The following is a 20,079-nucleotide window of genomic DNA, read 5'->3' on the forward strand; positions in this document are numbered from 1 at the left end:
CCATTTGAAGGAGGATGACCGGTTATGAAAACGAATACCTATAAGGCAAGCTATCTGATCATTGCCATCAACTTGTTCATCAATATCATAGGCTTATCAGCGGCAGTTACTTTCGCCTTTGTTAAAAGCATCTTTATCATCAACGCTTTTACCTATTGCTTACTGCTCTACGTAATTTATTGCTACCGGCAAACGGCATTGCATGAAACACGTGAACGTTTGGAGGATCTGCTTGATTTACAGCAGGACAATTTACAACGCCGTGATCTAAGTCATTATACTGAAAAGAACATCAATTTTCTGCTCCTGCAATATGCAGCTATGATGGATAATGTGTTGGTTCATCAATCGCAGTCCGGCATTGCTCCTGATCCAAAATTAAAAGACCAGGTTGATGCGCTGAACGTTTATTTAAAGGCACTTATTTAACCGTATAGCATTATGACCCAGTTTGAAAAAGAGATCCTGTTTACCCTAATCCCGGTTGTGTTATTGCTCGCAGGCGGCACCCTGGCTATTTTTCGAAATGCCAGCAGCGCATTCAAAAGTATGACCCTGCACTTCGCCGCCGGTGTCGTTTTTTCAGTGGTGGCCGTTGAACTGCTGCCGGATATGATCAAGATACACGACCCTATCATGATCGTGACCGGGTTCATTGTGGGTATCGCATCCATGCTGATCGTTAAGCGGGTCACAGAAAAAATAGAGGCGACCGAAGAAAATTCAACAAGCAAAGGAACATTGCCCTGGGCGGCTTTAGCTGCGGTGGGTATAGACCTGCTTATTGATGGTATCCTTTTAGGGATCGGGTTTGCCGCCGGGCAAAAGGAAGGCACTTTGCTAGCCTTCGCCTTAGCGCTCGAATGCTTTTCATTGGGCATCGCTGTAGTGACCACCATCAGGTCAGGAACCAACAGTAAACCTAAACTATACCAGATCTTGGTCGGCCTCGACCTGGTGTTTCTGATCGGTGCGGTCGCCGGTTTATTCCTGCTTCATAATGCGCCTGAAAAACTCATGGAATTTATTTTGTCGTTTGGAGCAGCCGCACTGCTTTACCTGGTGACCGAAGAATTGCTGGTAGAAGCCCACGAAGAAAAAGATTCACCGGTTTATACCGCCTTATTTTTTGCCGGCTTCCTGATCTTTTTGGTGCTGGGCATCATATTATAAAAATACCTATGGAAACAAATCATTCAGATCATTCACAAACCCCTTTAAAAGACCTGGAGCCTGAAGTTAAAGCTAAGGCATTGGAGATCGAAGGGCAGTTAAAAGACAGCGATATTCCCGAGGGCTGTACCCGAGAGGAAGAAGCTGTTAAACGGGCCCAGCAGTGGTTCTTAGACATGGAGGGGTGAGCCATGGATTTTCCCTTTAAGATTACCCAGGAAGCAGGTACCTACCAGTTCCTGCATGTTAAGGCAAACCCGGAACACCGGACGATCCAGGACAGTAATCTGCAATTACAGGTTTACCTGACACTGACGCGCAGGCTGTCGCTCGGGCTTGAGTGTTATGCGTTGTTGCCGTATTCACCAGTAATTTTAGAGTTATGGCCGGATGCGGTAAAGGTGGCCTTTGGTTACCATTTACTGGCGGATGACTTTAACGGCTTGGGCATAGATAAAGGTTTCCAGCCTGCAATAAATGACGGACCTGAGATGGTGCTGATTACTTTAAAAGATCTGATGACCCTGCGTAGTATACCCGAGGACAGTCTGGGCGAAAACGCTTCAGCGGTTTCCCTCTTTTTGTTACACCCGGGCCGGGAAATAGTATTAAAGAAACTTTTACAGGCGCAGATCGCCCCTTTCATGGCGCGTTTCCTGCAAAAAAATGAATTGTTCATTCACCTGACCTGTGGTAAAGAACAAGGGTATTATGATGGGATGCTGATCAGATCGCAAACGGACATTACCATGCATATCCAGGGAGCGATACAACTTACACAAACAGCCGGACTACTATGAGTATACTGATCATGATCGCACAATTTTTGGTTGGATTAAGCCTGCTGGTTTTTATTCATGAGCTGGGGCATTTTCTGGCTGCCAAGGCATTTGGGATCAGGGTTAAAAAGTTCTACCTGTTTTTCGACACTTTTAGTAAGCGGCTTTTCCGCTTTAATTACAAAGGGACGGAGTTTGGCATCGGCTGGCTACCGCTCGGCGGATATGTGCGTATGGCGGGAAGTATAGCTACGGCGGATGACAGTGATCCCGATGAAGATGCTGATGTACCCCCGGCTCATCGTTATGGCCATAAACCCGTGTGGCAAAGACTGATCGTTATGTCTGCCGGTATCTTTATGAACCTGCTGCTGGCATTACTGGTATATTGCGGGATGTTCCTGTATTACGGCAGGAACCAGGTTGCCGTATTTGGAAAAAATGCCATCATTCTACCGGGACAACTCGGTCTGCAGGCGGGCTTACAACCGGGCGACGAAGTGACCTCGATCAATGCGGACTCGGCATTGTATGAAGATGAATTACTGAGTACGCATTTGATGCACGGCAATACTGTGCTTTCCATTGTTCGCCGTCAGGGCAAAGAAAGGGTACACCTGCATGTGGCTGTTTCACCAAAGATTATGCAGTTGGTGGCAGATAAAGGGCTGACCCAATTCTTTTCCCTCAAAGCGGGGTTTCAGGTTGACTCATTTTTTACCAATGTCGATCTGCGCCGTAACCAGGCCTTTAAAAAGGCGCACATTATTGCCCTCAATGGGGATTCCGTGCGTTCCTACAATGATTTCATTATCCGGTTGAAAGAGAACGAGCAGCGGCAGTTATACCTGACTGTTATACATGATGGTAAAACCAGTACGATGCTGGCGCATAGAGATAAGGATGGCCATATTGGTTTCAGTTTGAATACCAATCTACCCGTGTTCAAACCTGAGCGTGTATCTATTGGTCAGTCACTGTCTGCCGGTTCCACGAAGGTTTGGAGCACCATTGCTCAAAACTCCAAAGGGTTGAGCCAGCTCGTTTCGGGTGAAGTGAAGGCAAAGGACGGGTTGGTAGGCCCGGTCCGTATCGCCACTTTATTTAGCGGCCATTTCGAGGCCAAACGATTTTGGGGGCTGGTCGCTCTCCTATCGACCGCGCTTGCATTACTCAATGTAATTCCCCTTGCCCCGATGGACGGCGGGGTTATGGCTGTACTGCTTTATGAAGCTGTTACCCGCAAACCTGTTAGCCGTACTTTCTGGGCCTTTTTTTATCTCGCCGGTGTGGTAGCGATCATGCTGCTTTCCGGCTATGTGCTATTCAACGATATCCGTGCACTTCATCAAGTTAGCTCATGAACGAACTTATCAAAAAAACCGAACAATATATAACCACGCTATTGACCGGAAAACTACCGGCAGGGATGGTTTACCATAACCTGGAGCATACCCGCCTAATGGTGGATGCTGTACAGGATTTGACTACGCACATGCTTTTTAATGAATGGGAACAAGACATCCTGCTGGTTGCCGCCTGGTTTCATGACAGCGGTTATTGTTATACCTACCATGGGCACGAAGCCATCAGCATGACATTAGCCGGGGACTTTTTGCGCAGCCTGGGCAAAAAAGAACTGTTCATCAACCCGGTGAACGATTGTATCAGGGCCACTCAAATGCCTCAGGTACCGCATACCCATTTTCAGGCGGTCATGTGTGATGCCGATATGCGCCATCTGGCGCTGTCTGATTACGCCACGCACGCTGAACGCCTCCGCACGGAATGGGCGAATGTATTACATAAAGAATATAGCGAAGGTGATTGGACCCGGCAGAACTTACAATTCATGACCGATCATTCCTATTTCACTGCGTATGCTAAAGCTCATTGGGAAACGGAAAAACAAAAAAACATTAATCACCTGCAAGCCCGGGTAATGGATCTTGAACAAAATGATTTTCCTAATGAACATTAAGCGTCTCCAACAACAGATGACCAGGGTAAAGGTGGCTATCGTATCCGGCTGCCTGTTAATAGCAGGCAGCCCTGTTATGGCCCAAACGTTGCCGGTTAAACGACAAGCGCCGAATTATATGGATTTGCTCCGGATGACAGCAGATTCCGTACTGCGCTTACCCGTTGAGAAAAATGCCCGGGAGTATTATTTTCGGGTTACCAGGACCATTTATAGTGAGGCATTGGTGATAACAAAAACGGAAGCGGCACACCAAAACGGCACTGTAAATGCCGCTTTTGTGCAAACGATGTTGCAACTGATCACCAAGCTGCGCAACGACCTGAAACCCCCAAGGGTCAACCAACCAACACTGCCGGTATCAACGTTCATCCAGCGAAATACGGATGCAGCGCTGGGAAATTTCCGAAGGTATCAGCAACCCGTTGGACTGGATCGTGAAAGGCAATACCTATGGGTAATGAACCAGGTGTTTGAGAACCTGAACCAGATCAACATCGGTTACCTGCAGGCCGGCCTGACACCGGAAGAAAAAAAACACGTTTGGCAACGCCTGCAAGTGCAGCAGCAGATCGCCTCCCAGTTAAGATCAAAGTATGAACCATAAAAAATGCTTGACATGACAAAACGCATGATTATCCCCGAAGCATATCCCCGAAACCCCATAGCCTGGCTATGGGGAGGGGTTTGCCATGTTATATTATTATCCCTTCTTTGCCTGTTCTTTCAGGCCAAGGGACAGTCCGCTGGTAGCGGGCAATATTCCCAAAAATATCGGCCAGCAGATTCATTACGGTCGGAAAAATTCCGGATAACCTATGCCATGGCCGCATTTCCTGTACGAACCACTCCGAGCGCTGACGGTCGTCTCTCCTGGATGAATTATGGGTTGCAACTTGGGGTTAATTATCGTTTACACCGAAACTTGTTTTTACAACTGGAGGGCGCAAAAAATTTCGGCACCGATCGCACCTATTATTCGCAGTATGGTTTGCATCTGGGTTATGATTATTATGTTACCCGCGAAACGAATGCTTTCATCATGACCCCATTTCTGGGCTATAATTTTTTCAACTTTCGTCAAAAAGAACGTGGTCTTAAAGGGCATGCCAACTATCTGATCGGCGGGTTGGGTTACAGCCTGGAAATCAACCAACGATTGTCCGTCTATGCTTCGACTGGTCTGAGCGATCTCAAACTTAGCGGTGACCCATTGTTATATCCGACCAATATTTCCGTTTCTCTTGGATTCATGGTTAAGCTGTTACCACATCAAAATTCTAAATGACAAGATCAAAAAAACTAAATATCAACCGGCTTGACGCCCACCATAAATTATACGTTGCACTAACGCTGGCGGCCATTTGCTGGATCGTGACAAGAGGCGAATTAGCTGCATCTACCCAGTTTATGGTGGTCTGGCTAACCTATGCGCTAATTTCATTAACACTTTCAGCGCTAACGATCTTCAACGTACACCCCGCTGTCATACATCAGGATGCCCACGCCCAGGATTCGAGCAAGACGCTGGTTTTCCTGTTCGCCATATTCGCTTCAGTAGCCAGCTTATTCGCCATCGTTCTTTTGCTTCGTAGCGGCTCGGGTAGCGATGCACGGCAGTTAACACTTCATGTGTTGTTGTCCCTGGCTTGTGTGGTCGCCTCCTGGGTATTGGTTCATACTATTTTTACTTTCCGCTATGCCCATTATTATTACTGTGATATAGAGGATGGCCAGGATTCTAAAACCTATAAACCTGGCGGCTTAGCCTTTCCGAACGAACCCAAACCTGACTACCTGGATTTTGCCTATTTCTCATTTGTTATCGGGATGACCTTTCAGGTTTCAGATGTACAGATCACATCCCGGAGAATCCGAAGGCTGGCTTTGCTTCACGGGCTGCTTGCATTTTCTTTTAACACCATTATCGTAGCCTTGAGCATCAATGTGATCGCAGGGCTGGTTCAAAAATAAACTTGTCTAAAAAACGCCCGAAATGAATACGAACGAACAAATGATAGCCGAGATGGAAGAGCATCTGTGTGCCGCGCAAGGACTTATGGGGCCTGAGTTTTTACTTAAAATAGAACAGGCAGCTCTTTTGGCCACTGATACGATCAATAACGGTAAAAAGCTATTGCTTTTTCGGTAACGGAGGCAGCTCGAGCGATGCCGGGACATTGCCGCTAAATTTACCGGCCGCTATGTAAAAGAATACTTCTGCGCTTACCGCGATCAGTAATGATTATGGATTTGCGTCGTATTTTCCCTTAAGGCGGAAGCGCTCGTCCTGGCCCTTGCACCTTTCTAACCCCAATTATGGCATCCCCTTCCGGGCCGGGCTTTCCGCTATATCTTCTATCGAAGGATGCCGCTCTAATCCCATGATGCGGAAAAGTGAATGGTGATCTTTTTGCTATTGTCTGAGATCATTTTTAGTTATTGTTTTTCCATCATTCCTGCTGCCGGAGATCTTTATCGCCTGCGGCTCCAATGGCATTTTTTTATTTAATCAATGAATATTTTAAACGAAACGGGTAAAAAGCGCAGCTAAAATCAAGCCCGGATCTGTCGTTGGGTTTGCAAAAGACTACGGCATAAACGGTTTCCTCCCCGCCTCTGGGCGGGTCCCCTCCAATTATTCCGTTTCCTTTTGCCCGTTGCCGGGCTTTAAGATTTGCTTTCTTTTTTCCCTTTTTCTTTTAAAAATAATCAATCAGGGCAAGGCGGCGAAAGGAAAAGCAAACAACAAATTATTCATTATTAAACATTAAAAATTATGCTATTCACAGGAAGATTAACCGCAAACGCAGAAGTAAATGCGGTCAAAGGGGACAAACAGGTAATCAATTTTACCGTAGCCATTAACCAAAAATGGAAAAACAAAGCGGGCGAAAAAAAGGAAAAAACCGCATTCGTTGACTGCGCTTACTGGCGCAACTCCGGTATTGCCGAATACCTCACCAAAGGGGCAGTAGTAGAAATTTCGGGATGGATGGAAGCACAAGGCTACCAAAGCAAAAAGGATGGTATCAAGGCAAGACTAATTTGTACCTGTGACACCATCAAACTGTTTTCATTAGTCGCAAAAACCGAAGCTAAAGCAGAACAAAAGGAAACCGCACCCTATACCACAGGCGCAGGGGCTGACGACGATGATTTGCCATTCTAACCGCTATTAACATTCATTTCAATTTTCAAAACAGCTAAAAAATAAAAATCATGGGACACAACTTAAATTATAACGAAGCAAATCAGGAATACAGCTTTTTCAGCGTAAAGGAAAGGGCATGGCACGGATTGGGTAAAATCGTAGAGCAATACCCGACCAGCGCCGAAGCCATCAAATATGCAGGGCTTGACTATTTCGTAGAAAAACGCCCTTTGTTTACCTATGACACCGAAAATCATACAGGCGACCCCGACAACGATATACTAATCCCTGAAATCGAAGTGCCTAATTACTTCGCTACCATCCGCACCGATAATGAGCAGGTATTAGGTGTAGTCGGCAAAGATTACGAAGTCATACAAAATGTAAATGCCTTTGAGTTTTTTGATGCCATCGTAGGTGGCGGGGACGGGATTTTATACGAAACCGCAGGGGCATTGGGCAGGGGCGAGCGCATATTTATCACCGCCAAACTGCCCGGCTATATCCGTGTAGGAAAGGACGATTTTATCGAGCAATACCTTTTCCTGACCACTTCACATGATGGTTTCGGTAGTATCACCGCAGCTTTTACACCGATTAGAATAGTTTGTAACAACACCCTTAATGCTGCTTTAGCCAACCATTCGGGCGCAATCAAAATCCGTCATACCGCATCGGCTAACGACCGCTTAAAACAGGCGAATACCTTAATGGGCATCAGTTCCAATTTAGGCGCAGATTTACAGGACGTGTTTAACAATTGGTCAAAGGTACGTATCACCGATAAGGAAGTGAAAAAACTAATACAGGTTGCTATGGCTCCTAATAAGGAAGTCCTTAAAAATCTCGAATTAGGCAAGGACGATGAACTTTCAACCACCTACACCAATATGGTTGACAAAGTATATGAGTATGCTTTAAGCAGTCCGACACAGCAAATGGAAACGACCGCAGGAACGGTGTTTGGTGCTTATAATGCCGTGACAGGTTACTTTCAAAATGTCCGCAACTACAAGGACGAAGAAGCCAAATTTAAATCCATTATAGAGGGAACAGCCAAACAAAGGGCGCAAACCGCCTTTAACCTTTGCCGTGATTTTTCCAAAAATGGCGCAAATGCCTTAATCCTTAATTAACCATCAGGGGGAGCAATCCCCCTCATTTAAAAAGCATAACATGACACGTTCAAATTTATATATCATCCTGACCAATGGCGAAGCGATAATTTGTGTTGCGGACAGTAGTAGCGCACCCGAACAAGGGTACATCGTTGAAAAACTTTTGCTCCCGCTATTATCACTCAACGATGCAGATGCGGAACTGGCTTTACTAACCGAGCATTGCGCACTAAACGAACTACGTACCAATGCGACCTACCGTTATGAAATCAATCTGCAAACTAAAAACGTAGCGTTTTTTGACGAGATATATTTCTTTAAAACGGACATCTTCCGAAAGGGCGAGAACCTGACCCGCAGGTACACCGCTTACCTGTCATCCATCGAAAACAAAACCTTGTAAAGCATGAAAACGATAACCTTAAAACTATACAGTTTTAACGAACTGGATAAGGAAGCCAAAGAAAAGGCATTGACAACTTACAGGGATTTGAATATCGATTTTGATTGGTGGGATGATGAACTGGAGGACTTTATAGAACTGTGTTCCTACTTAGGCATAGCGGTCAATAAGGATAGTATCAAATTCAGGGGTTTCTATTCCCAAGGCGATGGTAGCGGTTTCTCCGCAATAGTGGACATACCCAAACTGCTTATCGCAGTGGCTAACCAATCGTGGAAAGATTTTGCCCCGATGCAGGAGTTTGTATTTGGTATTCCAGAGATTAACCGCAGGGTGATTGCATTGGTCGCTAATGGCCTGTTGCCAAGCGAACCACAAATCATTTGCAGGTCAAGGCAGTTTGGCGTAGTAACGGATTTAGGCATTTCGGAAGTTATCAAGGACGGTAAAACGCACGACAACATCTTTGAGGAACTGGATAAACTCGAAGAATGGCTACGTTCGGTCGCTGAAATCCTGAACCGTCACCTGTACAAATCTCTCGAAAATCAATACGATTTTCTAACCAGTGATACCGCCATCAAAGAAAGCATTTTAACGAATGAATACCTGTTTACCGCAGACGGCAGGTCGGCAAACCACTTAATTGAACTCAATAAACGGACACCTAAAAATTAAAATCATGACAACGAACTTTTTTCAAAATATAGCAAGCCTTAATCTTCCCGGCACATGGAAGTTAGTCATTCAAACCGATGCAGACGGCAACATGACCGTATCTGAATTATTTAACGCTACCTGCGGGGATAAAGCGGTAAAGCTGATTATCCCTTATACACTCACAGGCACAGCGCAGGATTTAGACGAGGCATTTTTTACCAAGATTACCGAGCCTGTAGTAAAAACCGCCGAACTGCAAACCAATTTAGAAGCGCATTTAAAAAGCGTAGAACAGGCAAAAGCAGCTTCTAAATTGGTACAGGATGCAAAAGCTAAAGAAGCAAAAGATGCAAGAGAAGCCAAAACAAACACAGCGACTAAAAACACAGGGGATGCCGAAATTCCCGAACCAAAAATCAGCAAGGAGGACAAGAAAAAAGCTTACGATGAAGCGATGAGCAACGTAACAGAACTCATTAAAAAATTCAAGTTTTCCGAAGCCCTGACCATCCTGCCGAGCGTGGAAGAACACCCCAACAAAGAAAACGAACTAAAAAAGAAACGCCAGTATTTGGAGCAACAAGCCAACCTGTACGAGAAAGCATTATTGAATTACAACTCCTAAAAAAACACAGCCATGTTAGAAACGAAATTACTACCAAGAGTTTTTGTCCATACCGAAAACGGGCAAAAAATACACCTGACCGACCCTAACGAGGATTTTAGCCCCGAAGCAGTATGCAACTATTATGCGAACCTGTACGCCATTCTGACTACCGCCAAAATTTCAGGGCCTGAGTTTGTGGACGACTGCCGGGAATATGAATTTGTGTCCACCATAGGGGTGAAAGGATAGGCGATGACCACCATGAGCCTCCCAAAAAAACACATCGGCTCATGGTAGCTTCATTGCCATTAAAGAACAAATAATATGAATGAAAACACCAAAGAGAACAAAGGATTAATCAAAGAACGCAATCAGCAACAATGGAAACTACATCAGCAACTCGCACACTTCGTAAAAGACCTCGACAGGCTACCCGATGCGCAGGAAGCAAGGCTCAACCGCCCGAAATCCGCACCGCAGAACCTGTTACCAATGGTTTTTTAAGGCACAGCTTTATGCCCATGTACCAGACCGCAACAGACTTGCCAAAACAATCAGCAGTAGAGGGGGATTTTTTTAAATCCCTCTCCTACCTCACTAAACATTATGGGCTAAACCTGACCAAATACCGCCAGTTACCCTATCCCTATAATATCCTGATGGCGCAAAAGGAGGTCAACCGCCAACTGAAAAAAAAGGGCAGGTGTCGGGAACTGCTGATCGTGGAACAGGAAGACAATCATACCTGCCTGACCGTTAAGGAAACGTTTAATCAGGATTTTGGCTTGTTTTATATCCCGGTGATGCCCATTTATGACCTGTGGCAAAACCCTGAACATACCCATTGTGCCGAATTGATTACCGCCGTTTGCGCCTACCTGTATATCGAAGCGGATGTAACTTATTACCGGGACGAAGACACCTATATGTTTTACAATTATGAAATACTGGAAGAATGGATAACCGAGGGTAAGGACGACATGGAAGAAGACGATTATAACAGGCAAAAAACCGCTTATGACAACGCCCTGAAACAAGGGGATTTTATACAGGAAAAAATGATGGCAACAGGTTTCCGCCATAGTCTGGACAGCCTTATAGCCAACTTTAATGCCCTAAGCGATTTTGAGAAGGAATGCCTTACCGTTGCCCAAAAATGTTGGGACTTATGGCAGACCTTTCCCAAAATGAACCTTTTTAAACATGCCAGTTTACAGGATTATGAGGTGGAGGATTACGAGGATAATTATGTAGCCATGCACGAGTATTTCTCTTTTGTCGGGAGCGTGAACGATAGCGTAAGCGATACTTTGCGGGATATGGTGAACAACGATTTTAATGAGCGTGCCCGTTATCAGGAGCCTGAAGTCGTTACTTTTTTTAATCAGGCACAACCCCGCTATACAGATGAACTGGCCTATGAAGATAAGCTATACCTGCTTATCGATGATTTATGTACCCTTTTATACCACAAGCCATGAAAGACTTAACGAATACTTTTGGAAATTTATACCAGCCTGTAAAAGCCTTGCTTATCCTGCAAAAAACAGGCAATGGGCATCAATCCGATTTTTATATCGAAAGTTATGATATGGACGTTTCGGGTTGCCCCATCAACGGCCATCCGCTATCTATTCAGGAAAGCCATAAATTAGCAAAAGCGTTACAGGTAAATGAAAAAAAGGCGCAGGGTTTTTTAAACCCAAAAGGCTTGATGCCCGTTAACGTGCTAACCATCAATAGCAGTTCATCCGGCTTTGCGGTATGGCACACGCCACCCCAACAAATCAAACTGCTTTTCATAGAAAACCTCGGCATCCCATCAGAAATGGCGCATATCCCTGCAATGGTTTGGAAAGCAGGGAAAAATAGCCTACAGGTTTTTGTTATAACCGATACGGAATTTACAGAAAATACCCCTTTATATCATGCCCCGTTTTTTAATGTCTATCCTGACGGCAGGGTTTGCATGGGTAATGTGCGCATCAGCATCCCCAAAGATTGCGGGTTAGAACAGTTTATGGAACTATGGCAAAGCTATTTTTTCAATAGCTATTTCAGTCACCTGTTTAGCGGGCATCAGCCTGTAAAAGGAAACATCGTACAGCTATGGCAACACCTGACCAAAACAGGGGAGCAGTTCCCGACAGATGTATTGATACCCAATAAATTTCAAATTAAACACCTCATCAAATGAAAACATTAACACCCATACATATTACGGATAACTACCTGATAAACCCTACCAATCCTATTACCGTTAACCTTATCGGTTGCGGTGGTACAGGTAGCCAAATGCTGACCAACCTCGCAAGAATAAATCAGGCCATGCTTGCGCTTAACCATCCCGGTCTTATGGTTTTTGCCTATGATGATGATACGGTTAGCGAGGCCAACCTCGGCAGACAGCTATTTGCGGAAGCAGAAATCGGCTTGTACAAGAGCGTTGTATTGATTAACCGCATTAACCGTTTTTTTGGTACGAACTGGAAAGCGGTAACGCAACGCTATGATGCCGACTACGTGGAAGCGCAATCCAACGATGGCAAGGCCAATTTGTTCGTTACCTGCGTGGACAATGCCGTTTCGAGGTTTGAAATCGCTACAATATTGGAAGGCTTTACAGGCTACCAAAGCTATGAACGAAACCGCCCTTTATACTGGATGGATTTAGGGAACAGCAAAGACACCGGGCAGGTAGTTTTGTCAACAATAGGCAACCACAAACAACCAGAATCTAAGAAGTATGCACCCGTGGGAAACCTGCCGTTTGTTACCGAAACTTTTAAGGAACTGTTAGAAACGGCAGACGCTACTGACAACACGCCAAGCTGTTCCTTAGCCGAAGCCCTGACCAAACAGGATTTATTTATCAATTCTACTTTGGCGAACATGGGTTCATCCCTGCTATGGCAACTGTTTAAGGAGGGCTTGCTGTTTAATAGGGGCTTCTTTATGAACCTCCATGATTTCAGGACACAACCACTAAAAGTAGCCTAAACAGTCATGAAGATAGTAGATATTAACGGGAAAATAATCACCGTAGAAAATTTGGATTTAGCTATCCTGCAAGCGGACGATTACCGCCACTACAGGCATGCCAATCCCTCATTCAAATCTTTGGATGAGGGCTTACAGGCTTATTGGGAAGATGTTTATCAAAAATTGCTCAGGCTAAGAAACGAATAAAAATCGCGCCATCCTGCCACTTGCTGCTTTCATCCGCAACAGGCAGGATGGCGTGTTGGGTCGCCAGACTTTCATAAAATCAATCCTGCCTCCGGCTATCCTTGCTTTTCTGAAACACTGGCCTATTTCAAATTAAGATCATGGTAAAGATTAAAGAAGGCTATATAATGACAGCCCGTGAAAAGGCTGAATTTGACAGGGTAAATGCCTTGCCCCGTAAAACAGCAGGTCGAGTGGACTATTATTATAAACCGCAGACCAAATACCCGCCGCGTATTTATGTTTACATGCACGCCGAAACCTGGTGCGACCGTAACCGCAGGCCGATGGGCTTATTTTATGCGCACCCGTTTTTGTCCCGGCCAATGAACCGGGAGGAAATAGAATACCATCATTTTGACATCCGCCTTTGCTACCACCAATACGAGGATTGGGATAAACTCATTTATGCAGAGCAGCAGGAGGCGGAAGAACTGAATAAGGAATCAGCCGGAACTGGCAGTGATTTTTTGGAAAAGCTTATGGGCTATAGGGAAAGATATACCATTGGCAAGCAGGAAAATAGCAAACGGGTGACAAGGACAGAAATTCCTGAAAAGGAGGAAAGCACAATGATCCGTGACCTGATACAGCATGGTCAAAACTACAGCGTGACCGAAATCGGGGAAAGACTGAGAACGGAACAAATTGGGAAGAAAAGATTGGCTATCCTTATCCTGCTACGGGAATTATACAGAAATGCGTCGGGCGAATCCATCAAACTAACTATAACCGCCAGCGATATTGAGCGTAAAGTCTTTGTTTCACAGGAATGTATCAGGAAAAATTTTGTAAGGCGGGTATTTCAAAAGAACCCGCTGTTTGCAATCGAAGAAATACAAACCCGTTACCCCGACTTTAACGAAACGATGCTCTACCATGACCTGAACAGGAAAAAAGCGAAAAGCAAAAGAAAGAAAACTAAACCCATCGTTGACCTGCGCCGTTGCCAGTTGGAGAAACTGGCCCGAAAACTTAGTCTTGAAGATATAAGCGAACAGGACTATCAAAGTACCTGTTGCCGGATAGTCCTCTTGCAAAATGCCCATACACTCCGCCTGCCGATTCCTTTAACCGTAACCCTGAATAAGGATACGCTGGTTTATTCTTTCAACTGGCGAACCAGGGAAACCGTGGTAAAATCCTTTGTGGATTTAGCGAACACACAGGGCATGACACACGAGCAATTGGGTAAACGGTATCAGGAAATAACCGGTTCCAATTATAGTTTTTGAAAATCTTTTGGACGGCCCCGGCAGAGCCGGGGCCCCAACGCCGCCTGTTTAGGTATAAGTGAGGTTCCCTGTAAACAGGCAGCGCTTTGTTTTATAAATTAATTGAGTTCATAATGATGATCTGAAAACCTGTTGCCCGATGTCTTCTTTAGGTTTAGGTGTTTGATATCATCAATCACCTCATTAAGTTTTTTCATGTCCACGCCTTCCAGGTCATCGGTTGTTACCAAATCATCAAACTTGTTATCACCGATAAATTGCCCTTTTCTTTCCTGCCAGTCATTCCAGTATTTACGCAGGTCAAGCATTCCCAAATGCTCCCAGTAAATTGTTTTACCATTTTGAAGGTATATGGTAAAATCAGGGTGGATCTTGTATAGCAGACCGGGAATTTCTAAAGGGAACTCATATTTGAAGTTTAACCCGCTTTTCTGCAAGGCCTGGTAAATGATCAGTTCGATTTTTGAGGAAACGGTTATTCCCGGTTCCGGTGAGAATTTACCCACCTTAATCTCCGGTTTCCTGAAAATAGAGGTTCGCCGTGGCAAAAGCGCCGAGGTTTTTTTGGCTTTCATCAGCAGGTTTTCTCCGGTTTCCTGTATAAAAATGAACAGTCTGAATTTGGAGCGGGTGAGCGCAGTATACAAAAGCTCCTTGTTCAACAAGGCTGTCTTTTTGGGGATGATCATAAACACATTTCGGAAATCACTGCCCTGTGATTTATGAACCGTAATCGCGTAACCGAGGTCAAAGTTTTCCTGGTCATCTATGGAGTTCAAAATACGGTCGGCATCCCTGAAAAAGTATTGTTTTTCCTGTTTCCACCAGTTTTTAGTTTTTTTGTATTTATAATTCACTACCCCCATGGAGCCATTGGAAAGGGCAAGCCTGCGGTTTGTCCCATAGCCCCAATACCAGTTATTAAGCCGGATGATCTTTTCAGACTGCCTGAATACATCTTCCTCTTTTCCCCTGGTATCTACATAACGGTATTGTCCCTGAATAAGCCGGTTAATGCCAACTGTCCCGAAATAGTCGGTACGGTAAGGGGTCAGCACCTGGAAAGATTCCAATTGCAATACGTCCCGCCATTTAAGGTTCTGATTGTTCACATAGCCGCTGTCATACAATTTGAAAAGCAGGTTGAGCTTGGGAAAATGATCTTCGGGGATAGGAGCAGGTATTTCCAGTGTAAACACTTCCTCCAGTGCGGTGAGTACCTTTTGATGAAGGACTTCTTCATTGGGCCATTTATACACATATAGACCCTTGCTCTTTTTACCCTCCCCGCTATCGATCAGGTTAAAAGCCTGCTCATAACACCTTGTTTTTTCGGTGAACGCTTCTGCCAGCTCTAAAATATTTTCATCATTCTCTTGTCTGCAGTTGGAGGTTAAATGGATATAGTATTGTGCAGCGAGCCGGTCATCAGATTTTAGGTAAGTGATCATATCGTGAAATGGCTTGCCCATGCCAATTGGGGGTAGCTGATTTTCATCACCCACCAGGATCACTCTTTTAGGGTATTGTTCATTAATGCAGATGATGGAAAACAGGATGGACAGTTTGTTAAGATCGAGCATGGAAGATTCATCAATAACGAGGTTATCGATCCTGATCTTATCTTCATCATCCAGTTCAAAGGCCGCATCCCAATTATCGTTCAGATATCCGAATCCTTTATGATAAATATAACTGTCAATGGTCTTGGCCTCAATACCCTCCAAAGTAGTATGTGCCTTTATGTTTTCCGTGAGTCTTAATGCAGCCTTACCGGTCGGTGCCAGGATGACTACTTCTTCCCCCAAAGAGTTTAAGTGCTCAATGACCTTACTGGTTTCATAGGTTTTTCCCGCTCCCGGCTTGCCGGTAAGCACAAAAAGTGCCTTCTCAAAAACGTTTTGGTAAAGCTGTTTTCTTTCGTTCGTAAAGATCTCAACCTGTTCCGTTGTTTTGACAATTTCGGCTAATTTGGCAAGACTGCTTTTGATATGTTTAGCAATATCAATATTGCCGCGGTAGGCTGTCTTTCGGTTCATAAGGGTGGTGATGGTTTCCTCCACATAAGCCTCGGCCTGTTTGACGATCTTCAGGTAGATGTATTTTTCTTTTTTGGATTCCTCGATATAGAGTTTTTCAAGAAAGTGGGCTTTATAATAATCATCCAGCAACAGGATGGCCTCATCGTCAAGTTTGATACCTGATTTGTAGATCAGTGGATATTCGTAAAGGTTATCTAACGTTTCTTTGGCCGAACTGTAACAATGGCCCTGGCTACTGATCTGCCATAGGTAATTAATGATTACCGAACGTAACCGCTGCGGGCTGTCCTCCTTTAAACGCTGCATCTTCCGGTGCCGGGTCATAAAGTTGGTGTCAGGGATCATACCCATATCCACTTTAAAAACATCTATGGGTTCATCCTGCATATCCGGGATGTCCAGGTTATCCTCATCAGGCTCATATTCCTCATAAAGGATATAAGGGTTTTCCTCAATGATTTTAAGCAACGGTTTATCCTTAATGATCTTATTGACCTGGTGCTCCGTTAATATAAATAGCGATAGCTTACTGAACGACTTATGATACTTTTTAAATTGCTGGCTCTCGGCCAGGTCAAGCAAAGTATCTTCAAAAGGCATCAGGTAGCCAGGGAAATCTTCTGCCAATATCGAATCGAAGATTTTTTGCAGGTCATAGTCATTGTTAGCATTGAACCGGATGATCTTCGCCAGCTCATCAGCTTTCTTTTTGTCTTCAATGAGGTAATTCAGCACATGCGCCAAGGCGGGATAAATGCCCCTTTTCTCCCAAACACCCCTGATCAGCTTTTCAATTTTTTCCTGCTCCGCTTCATAGTCGGTTTTAACAACGACCTGGTTATGATCCTGGATCTTCAAAATCGCTTTGCGGATTTTGTAGAGCAGGTAGAGGCATTTATCATCATCAATGTCCATGCTCACATACTTAAATCCTTTGATAAGTGATTCTTCATCTGCGACCACCTTGATATCTTCCAGTAAGCTTGCTGCATCGGGGTGCGCGTCAGTATAGGCCAGATATTCATGGTAAGGTAACAATAAGGCGCTCTCCGGATCATGGCTGAATTGCAGCATCCAGTTCATCGTAGGAAAGTTTTTCATGGTTTCATCATCCTGCCAATTTCCGTCCTTAAACTTCTTACCGGGTGCCCTCCAATCCGCAACCTCTTCATCACTTAGGTCATAATGTTGCGGTACGGGCAATTCGCTGACCAGGGAACAACCCAAAATCAGGTATTTCATATCATCACCTGATACCGGGTTATCATAGTTGGCGTAAAAAAACAGGACGGATTGCTTAGGAATGAATTTTTGGATATAATTATCAATCCGTTGGTCGAGGTCCGGCCAGTAATTACCATGAAGCGCCTTGCTTTCTTTGCCATGAACGAATGATAGCTTAAAGGGCCAGGTGATTACCGAGTATTTGCGCAGGGTTTCAGGTATCCTTTGTTCTATCGAATCAAAGGCGTGCTGATGTTCCACAGGGATATCCTGATCACCGAATGCATTAATGCTCCAATAACAGGGTGGGACGTTTCCGGGTGTAAAGTTTTTGGCGACATATTCCCCGCGAACACCATCGCTTTGCTCGTAGGTTGTGTTTTTTCGCTTCTCGATCCTGCCGGATAACAGGGAATGAACGCCCGTACAATAGGTATTGGATGCCGGGTCGCAACAAACTTTACCGTTCCATTTGTTGTCATGCCAGGCCATTCGAACAGTTAAATGCATAAGGACAAGGTTATTGAATAATATGGTTTTATATCCGGGTTAAATTAGATAAAAAAACCTTGCCGATAAATTATTATGGATTTAATTGAGGAATCTATACGCTTCAGCCGCGAGCTATCACAACTATTTGAGCCAGGCTGCCGGGAATAATTGTTAGTATCAGTAAGTAAGCAGAGAATTACAGCCCTTAAATACCTTGGCGTATCAGTAAACTTAAGTCCTGCTTGTAAACTTTACCCACTGGTTTAAAACCAAACTTACCCAATATATGTATCATTGCGGGTTTTCGGGTACTGGCAAATATGGCCTTATCATTTAGGTGCGGAAACATGGCAGTAAGCAACTGTTGGCAAAGCTTTAAGCCTTCGTAGTCAGAGTGCGTAACCACGTAGCCTAATTCAGCATTGTAATCATCTTTCATTTCAGGCACACCGGCATCTTTAAACACGCTATCCCGGTAAGAACTTAACGGAGTTTTGAGACAACATACACTTATGACCAGGTCTCCTTTAAGAATGACCGCTAAAAGTGCGGCCCGGTGCAGGCCGACTTTGATCAATTCGGGCTTAATCTGTCCGCCTTCCTGTATCAATTCCTGTACCTGCTTGATGATTTGGTTGGAAAATTCGGCAGGCTTATCGATAAGAAGATGTTCTTTTGCTGGTACCGTTTTTTCCATGAGTGGCAGATGATATAAGTAATATTAAAGATGCAATAAATAATTGAATATGCCCATGATCAGAACCCGTATCGCCGGTTAACTTTAAACTATATAACCATGATAAGTATGTTTGTATATTAGCGTGTCATTGCTTTTGCATGTAATTATAGTTATAATTGTTTAATCTCTATTCGATATATATTCGGTTGATAATCAGAGTTGTTTTAAAAAAAGACAGTGATGAAGAAATGGGGCATTGGTCGCGAGAAATACCTGACTGCAGCGGGAATTAAAGAGAGATTTTCAGACCAGACAATCTTTGCGGTTCTACTTCTGATATTGTGGTTTTTGGTTTTTTTATGGAAAGGTTAAAATTCATAAGCACAATTGGCCAACAAAGTTCTTTATCACTGTTGTTTACTATTTAGGCACTGCCATATTTTTTGTCGAGCCACTTCATAAAATCAAAACCCTTCCTGGGATTAAAAAACCCTTGAATACAATCCGGGTTCCGGATACAGATTTGTATATGGCTTTTCTCAAAAATGCCTGCACCGGTAAAGGCTGGCCCGCCCTCAGTAAATACGCCCCTGGTGGAATCAAACAGCTTGATCTCGCTGAATCCCTTAGCCGCAATTTCTGCCTGGTATTGTTTATATATCCCGGCATGCATGTACTCTATAGTTGTACAATCCAGCACTCTTAAAATCTTATCTTTATGAATATCGTGGGCGAGATCTTTATTTTCAGGAAGTTCCTCTCCGAGCGCGTGATATCGGCTGGCCATCAATCGGTAATGGAATTTTAACAGCTGAATATAGCGGCTATCTAAAAAATCACAACAATAATTTAAATGAAGAACAGCGCCAACAACTGCAGGGACTTTGATCTCTCCGCGCTTCTTTTTGTCTTTGGCCCATTGTAAGGCCCTGTCGTAGTTGTTTTCCCAAAAGTACATGCCATGACCAAGCCAGTCATAAGGCTTTTCACTCAACTGAATCGTACTGGAACTATTGATGAGCTTGTTCTTGATCTCTTCTTCGCAGCCGTGAAAACCAATGATCAGATTTGGCCGGGATTCATACATCAGGCAGATTTAACCAGTTTAGTTAAGATAGCATACGGCGCGGTGAACTCTCCTTTGTCGTTCTTGATGCCTGCCGAAATAAAGGATTGAAGCGCCTGTTCCTTTGTAGGAACGGTTTTAAGTTCTTCTTTAACCAGGTCGGTCAATTTTTTTAAATCCTTGTCGCTCATGATCGTAATGATTAATAACAAATATCGGCAAATTAATTTAATTACTC

The 20,079-nt window shown here is 44.2% G+C and carries 26 protein-coding genes; 22 read left to right on the forward strand and 4 right to left on the reverse strand.

Annotation, left to right across the window (positions count from 1 at the left end):
* Positions 1–24: 24 nt before the first annotated feature.
* From DEO27_RS27940 to DEO27_RS28040, 22 genes are all read left to right on the forward strand, one after another.
* Positions 25–429: a hypothetical protein gene (locus DEO27_RS27940; RefSeq protein ID WP_112571121.1), complete on the forward strand. Its 405-nt coding sequence runs from the start codon at positions 25–27 to the stop codon at positions 427–429.
* 12 nt (positions 430–441) lie between these two features.
* Complete coding sequence (locus tag DEO27_RS27945; protein WP_112571119.1) at positions 442–1,173, forward strand: ZIP family metal transporter; 732 nt, start codon at positions 442–444, stop codon at positions 1,171–1,173.
* An 8-nt stretch (positions 1,174–1,181) separates the two neighbouring features.
* Positions 1,182–1,361 (forward strand): hypothetical protein, encoded by a 180-nt coding sequence (locus tag DEO27_RS27950; RefSeq protein ID WP_112571117.1) that lies wholly within the window; start codon positions 1,182–1,184, stop codon positions 1,359–1,361.
* A 3-nt stretch (positions 1,362–1,364) separates the two neighbouring features.
* A complete protein-coding gene (locus DEO27_RS27955; protein ID WP_112571115.1) occupies positions 1,365–1,973 on the forward strand; it encodes a hypothetical protein in 609 nt (202 codons plus the stop codon).
* A complete protein-coding gene (gene rseP / locus DEO27_RS27960; protein ID WP_112571113.1) occupies positions 1,970–3,316 on the forward strand; it encodes an RIP metalloprotease RseP in 1,347 nt (448 codons plus the stop codon). The genes DEO27_RS27955 and rseP overlap by 4 nt, the downstream gene beginning before the upstream one ends.
* Entirely contained in the window at positions 3,313–3,933 is a 621-nt protein-coding gene (locus DEO27_RS27965) for a hypothetical protein (RefSeq protein WP_112571111.1), read from the forward strand. Before rseP ends, DEO27_RS27965 begins: the two co-directional genes overlap by 4 nt.
* Complete coding sequence (locus tag DEO27_RS27970; protein WP_112571109.1) at positions 3,923–4,540, forward strand: hypothetical protein; 618 nt, start codon at positions 3,923–3,925, stop codon at positions 4,538–4,540. Before DEO27_RS27965 ends, DEO27_RS27970 begins: the two co-directional genes overlap by 11 nt.
* 12 nt (positions 4,541–4,552) lie before the next feature.
* Positions 4,553–5,221 (forward strand): hypothetical protein, encoded by a 669-nt coding sequence (locus tag DEO27_RS27975; RefSeq protein WP_129567794.1) that lies wholly within the window; start codon positions 4,553–4,555, stop codon positions 5,219–5,221.
* Positions 5,218–5,907 (forward strand): DUF1345 domain-containing protein, encoded by a 690-nt coding sequence (locus tag DEO27_RS27980; protein WP_112571105.1) that lies wholly within the window; start codon positions 5,218–5,220, stop codon positions 5,905–5,907. The genes DEO27_RS27975 and DEO27_RS27980 overlap by 4 nt, the downstream gene beginning before the upstream one ends.
* Before the next feature lie 22 nt (positions 5,908–5,929).
* Positions 5,930–6,085, forward strand: a complete 156-nt coding sequence (locus DEO27_RS31645; protein ID WP_167516253.1) for a hypothetical protein — start codon at positions 5,930–5,932, stop codon at positions 6,083–6,085.
* Positions 6,086–6,712: 627 nt separating this feature from the next.
* Complete coding sequence (locus DEO27_RS27985) at positions 6,713–7,105, forward strand: single-stranded DNA-binding protein (protein WP_112571103.1); 393 nt, start codon at positions 6,713–6,715, stop codon at positions 7,103–7,105.
* Between the two features lie 50 nt (positions 7,106–7,155).
* On the forward strand, positions 7,156–8,223 hold the full coding sequence (locus DEO27_RS27990) for a DUF932 domain-containing protein (RefSeq protein ID WP_112571101.1): 1,068 nt from the start codon (positions 7,156–7,158) through the stop codon (positions 8,221–8,223).
* A gap of 40 nt (positions 8,224–8,263) precedes the next feature.
* Complete coding sequence (locus DEO27_RS27995; protein ID WP_112571099.1) at positions 8,264–8,608, forward strand: penicillin-binding protein; 345 nt, start codon at positions 8,264–8,266, stop codon at positions 8,606–8,608.
* 3 nt (positions 8,609–8,611) lie between these two features.
* A complete protein-coding gene (locus tag DEO27_RS28000; protein ID WP_112571098.1) occupies positions 8,612–9,286 on the forward strand; it encodes a hypothetical protein in 675 nt (224 codons plus the stop codon).
* Positions 9,287–9,290: 4 nt separating this feature from the next.
* Positions 9,291–9,893, forward strand: a complete 603-nt coding sequence (locus DEO27_RS28005) for a PRTRC system protein E (RefSeq protein WP_112571096.1) — start codon at positions 9,291–9,293, stop codon at positions 9,891–9,893.
* A gap of 12 nt (positions 9,894–9,905) precedes the next feature.
* Positions 9,906–10,124, forward strand: a complete 219-nt coding sequence (locus DEO27_RS28010; protein WP_112571094.1) for a PRTRC system protein C — start codon at positions 9,906–9,908, stop codon at positions 10,122–10,124.
* Positions 10,125–10,199: 75 nt separating this feature from the next.
* Entirely contained in the window at positions 10,200–10,379 is a 180-nt protein-coding gene (locus DEO27_RS28015; protein ID WP_112571092.1) for a hypothetical protein, read from the forward strand.
* Between the two features lie 17 nt (positions 10,380–10,396).
* On the forward strand, positions 10,397–11,356 hold the full coding sequence (locus tag DEO27_RS28020) for a hypothetical protein (RefSeq protein WP_112571090.1): 960 nt from the start codon (positions 10,397–10,399) through the stop codon (positions 11,354–11,356).
* Positions 11,353–12,072 carry a PRTRC system protein B gene (locus DEO27_RS28025; RefSeq protein ID WP_112571088.1) on the forward strand — a complete coding sequence of 240 codons (720 nt, stop codon included), beginning with the start codon at positions 11,353–11,355 and terminating at the stop codon, positions 12,070–12,072. The genes DEO27_RS28020 and DEO27_RS28025 overlap by 4 nt, the downstream gene beginning before the upstream one ends.
* Positions 12,069–12,875: a PRTRC system ThiF family protein gene (locus DEO27_RS28030; protein WP_112571086.1), complete on the forward strand. Its 807-nt coding sequence runs from the start codon at positions 12,069–12,071 to the stop codon at positions 12,873–12,875. Before DEO27_RS28025 ends, DEO27_RS28030 begins: the two co-directional genes overlap by 4 nt.
* Before the next feature lie 6 nt (positions 12,876–12,881).
* Positions 12,882–13,064, forward strand: a complete 183-nt coding sequence (locus tag DEO27_RS28035; RefSeq protein WP_112571084.1) for a hypothetical protein — start codon at positions 12,882–12,884, stop codon at positions 13,062–13,064.
* 140 nt (positions 13,065–13,204) lie between these two features.
* Positions 13,205–14,338, forward strand: coding sequence for a hypothetical protein (locus tag DEO27_RS28040; protein ID WP_112571082.1), 1,134 nt, complete (start codon positions 13,205–13,207; stop codon positions 14,336–14,338).
* 98 nt (positions 14,339–14,436) lie between these two features.
* Here DEO27_RS28040 and DEO27_RS28045 read toward each other — a convergent pair whose 3' ends face one another.
* The 4 genes from DEO27_RS28045 to DEO27_RS31650 all read right to left on the reverse strand — a co-directional run bounded on the left by DEO27_RS28045 (position 14,437) and on the right by DEO27_RS31650 (position 20,032).
* Entirely contained in the window at positions 14,437–18,114 is a 3,678-nt protein-coding gene (locus tag DEO27_RS28045) for an AAA family ATPase (protein WP_112571080.1), read from the reverse strand.
* A gap of 187 nt (positions 18,115–18,301) precedes the next feature.
* The gene (locus DEO27_RS28050; RefSeq protein ID WP_112571078.1) at positions 18,302–18,793 is read right to left on the reverse strand and encodes a hypothetical protein; all 492 of its coding nucleotides are present in this window, start codon (positions 18,791–18,793) and stop codon (positions 18,302–18,304) included.
* A gap of 406 nt (positions 18,794–19,199) precedes the next feature.
* Positions 19,200–19,862 (reverse strand): hypothetical protein, encoded by a 663-nt coding sequence (locus DEO27_RS28055; RefSeq protein WP_112571076.1) that lies wholly within the window; start codon positions 19,860–19,862, stop codon positions 19,200–19,202.
* Entirely contained in the window at positions 19,862–20,032 is a 171-nt protein-coding gene (locus DEO27_RS31650) for a hypothetical protein (RefSeq protein WP_167516255.1), read from the reverse strand. The genes DEO27_RS28055 and DEO27_RS31650 overlap by 1 nt, the downstream gene beginning before the upstream one ends.
* Between the last annotated feature and the right edge of the window lie 47 nt (positions 20,033–20,079).

The organism is Mucilaginibacter rubeus (assembly GCF_003286415.2).
Taxonomy (GTDB): domain Bacteria; phylum Bacteroidota; class Bacteroidia; order Sphingobacteriales; family Sphingobacteriaceae; genus Mucilaginibacter; species Mucilaginibacter rubeus_A.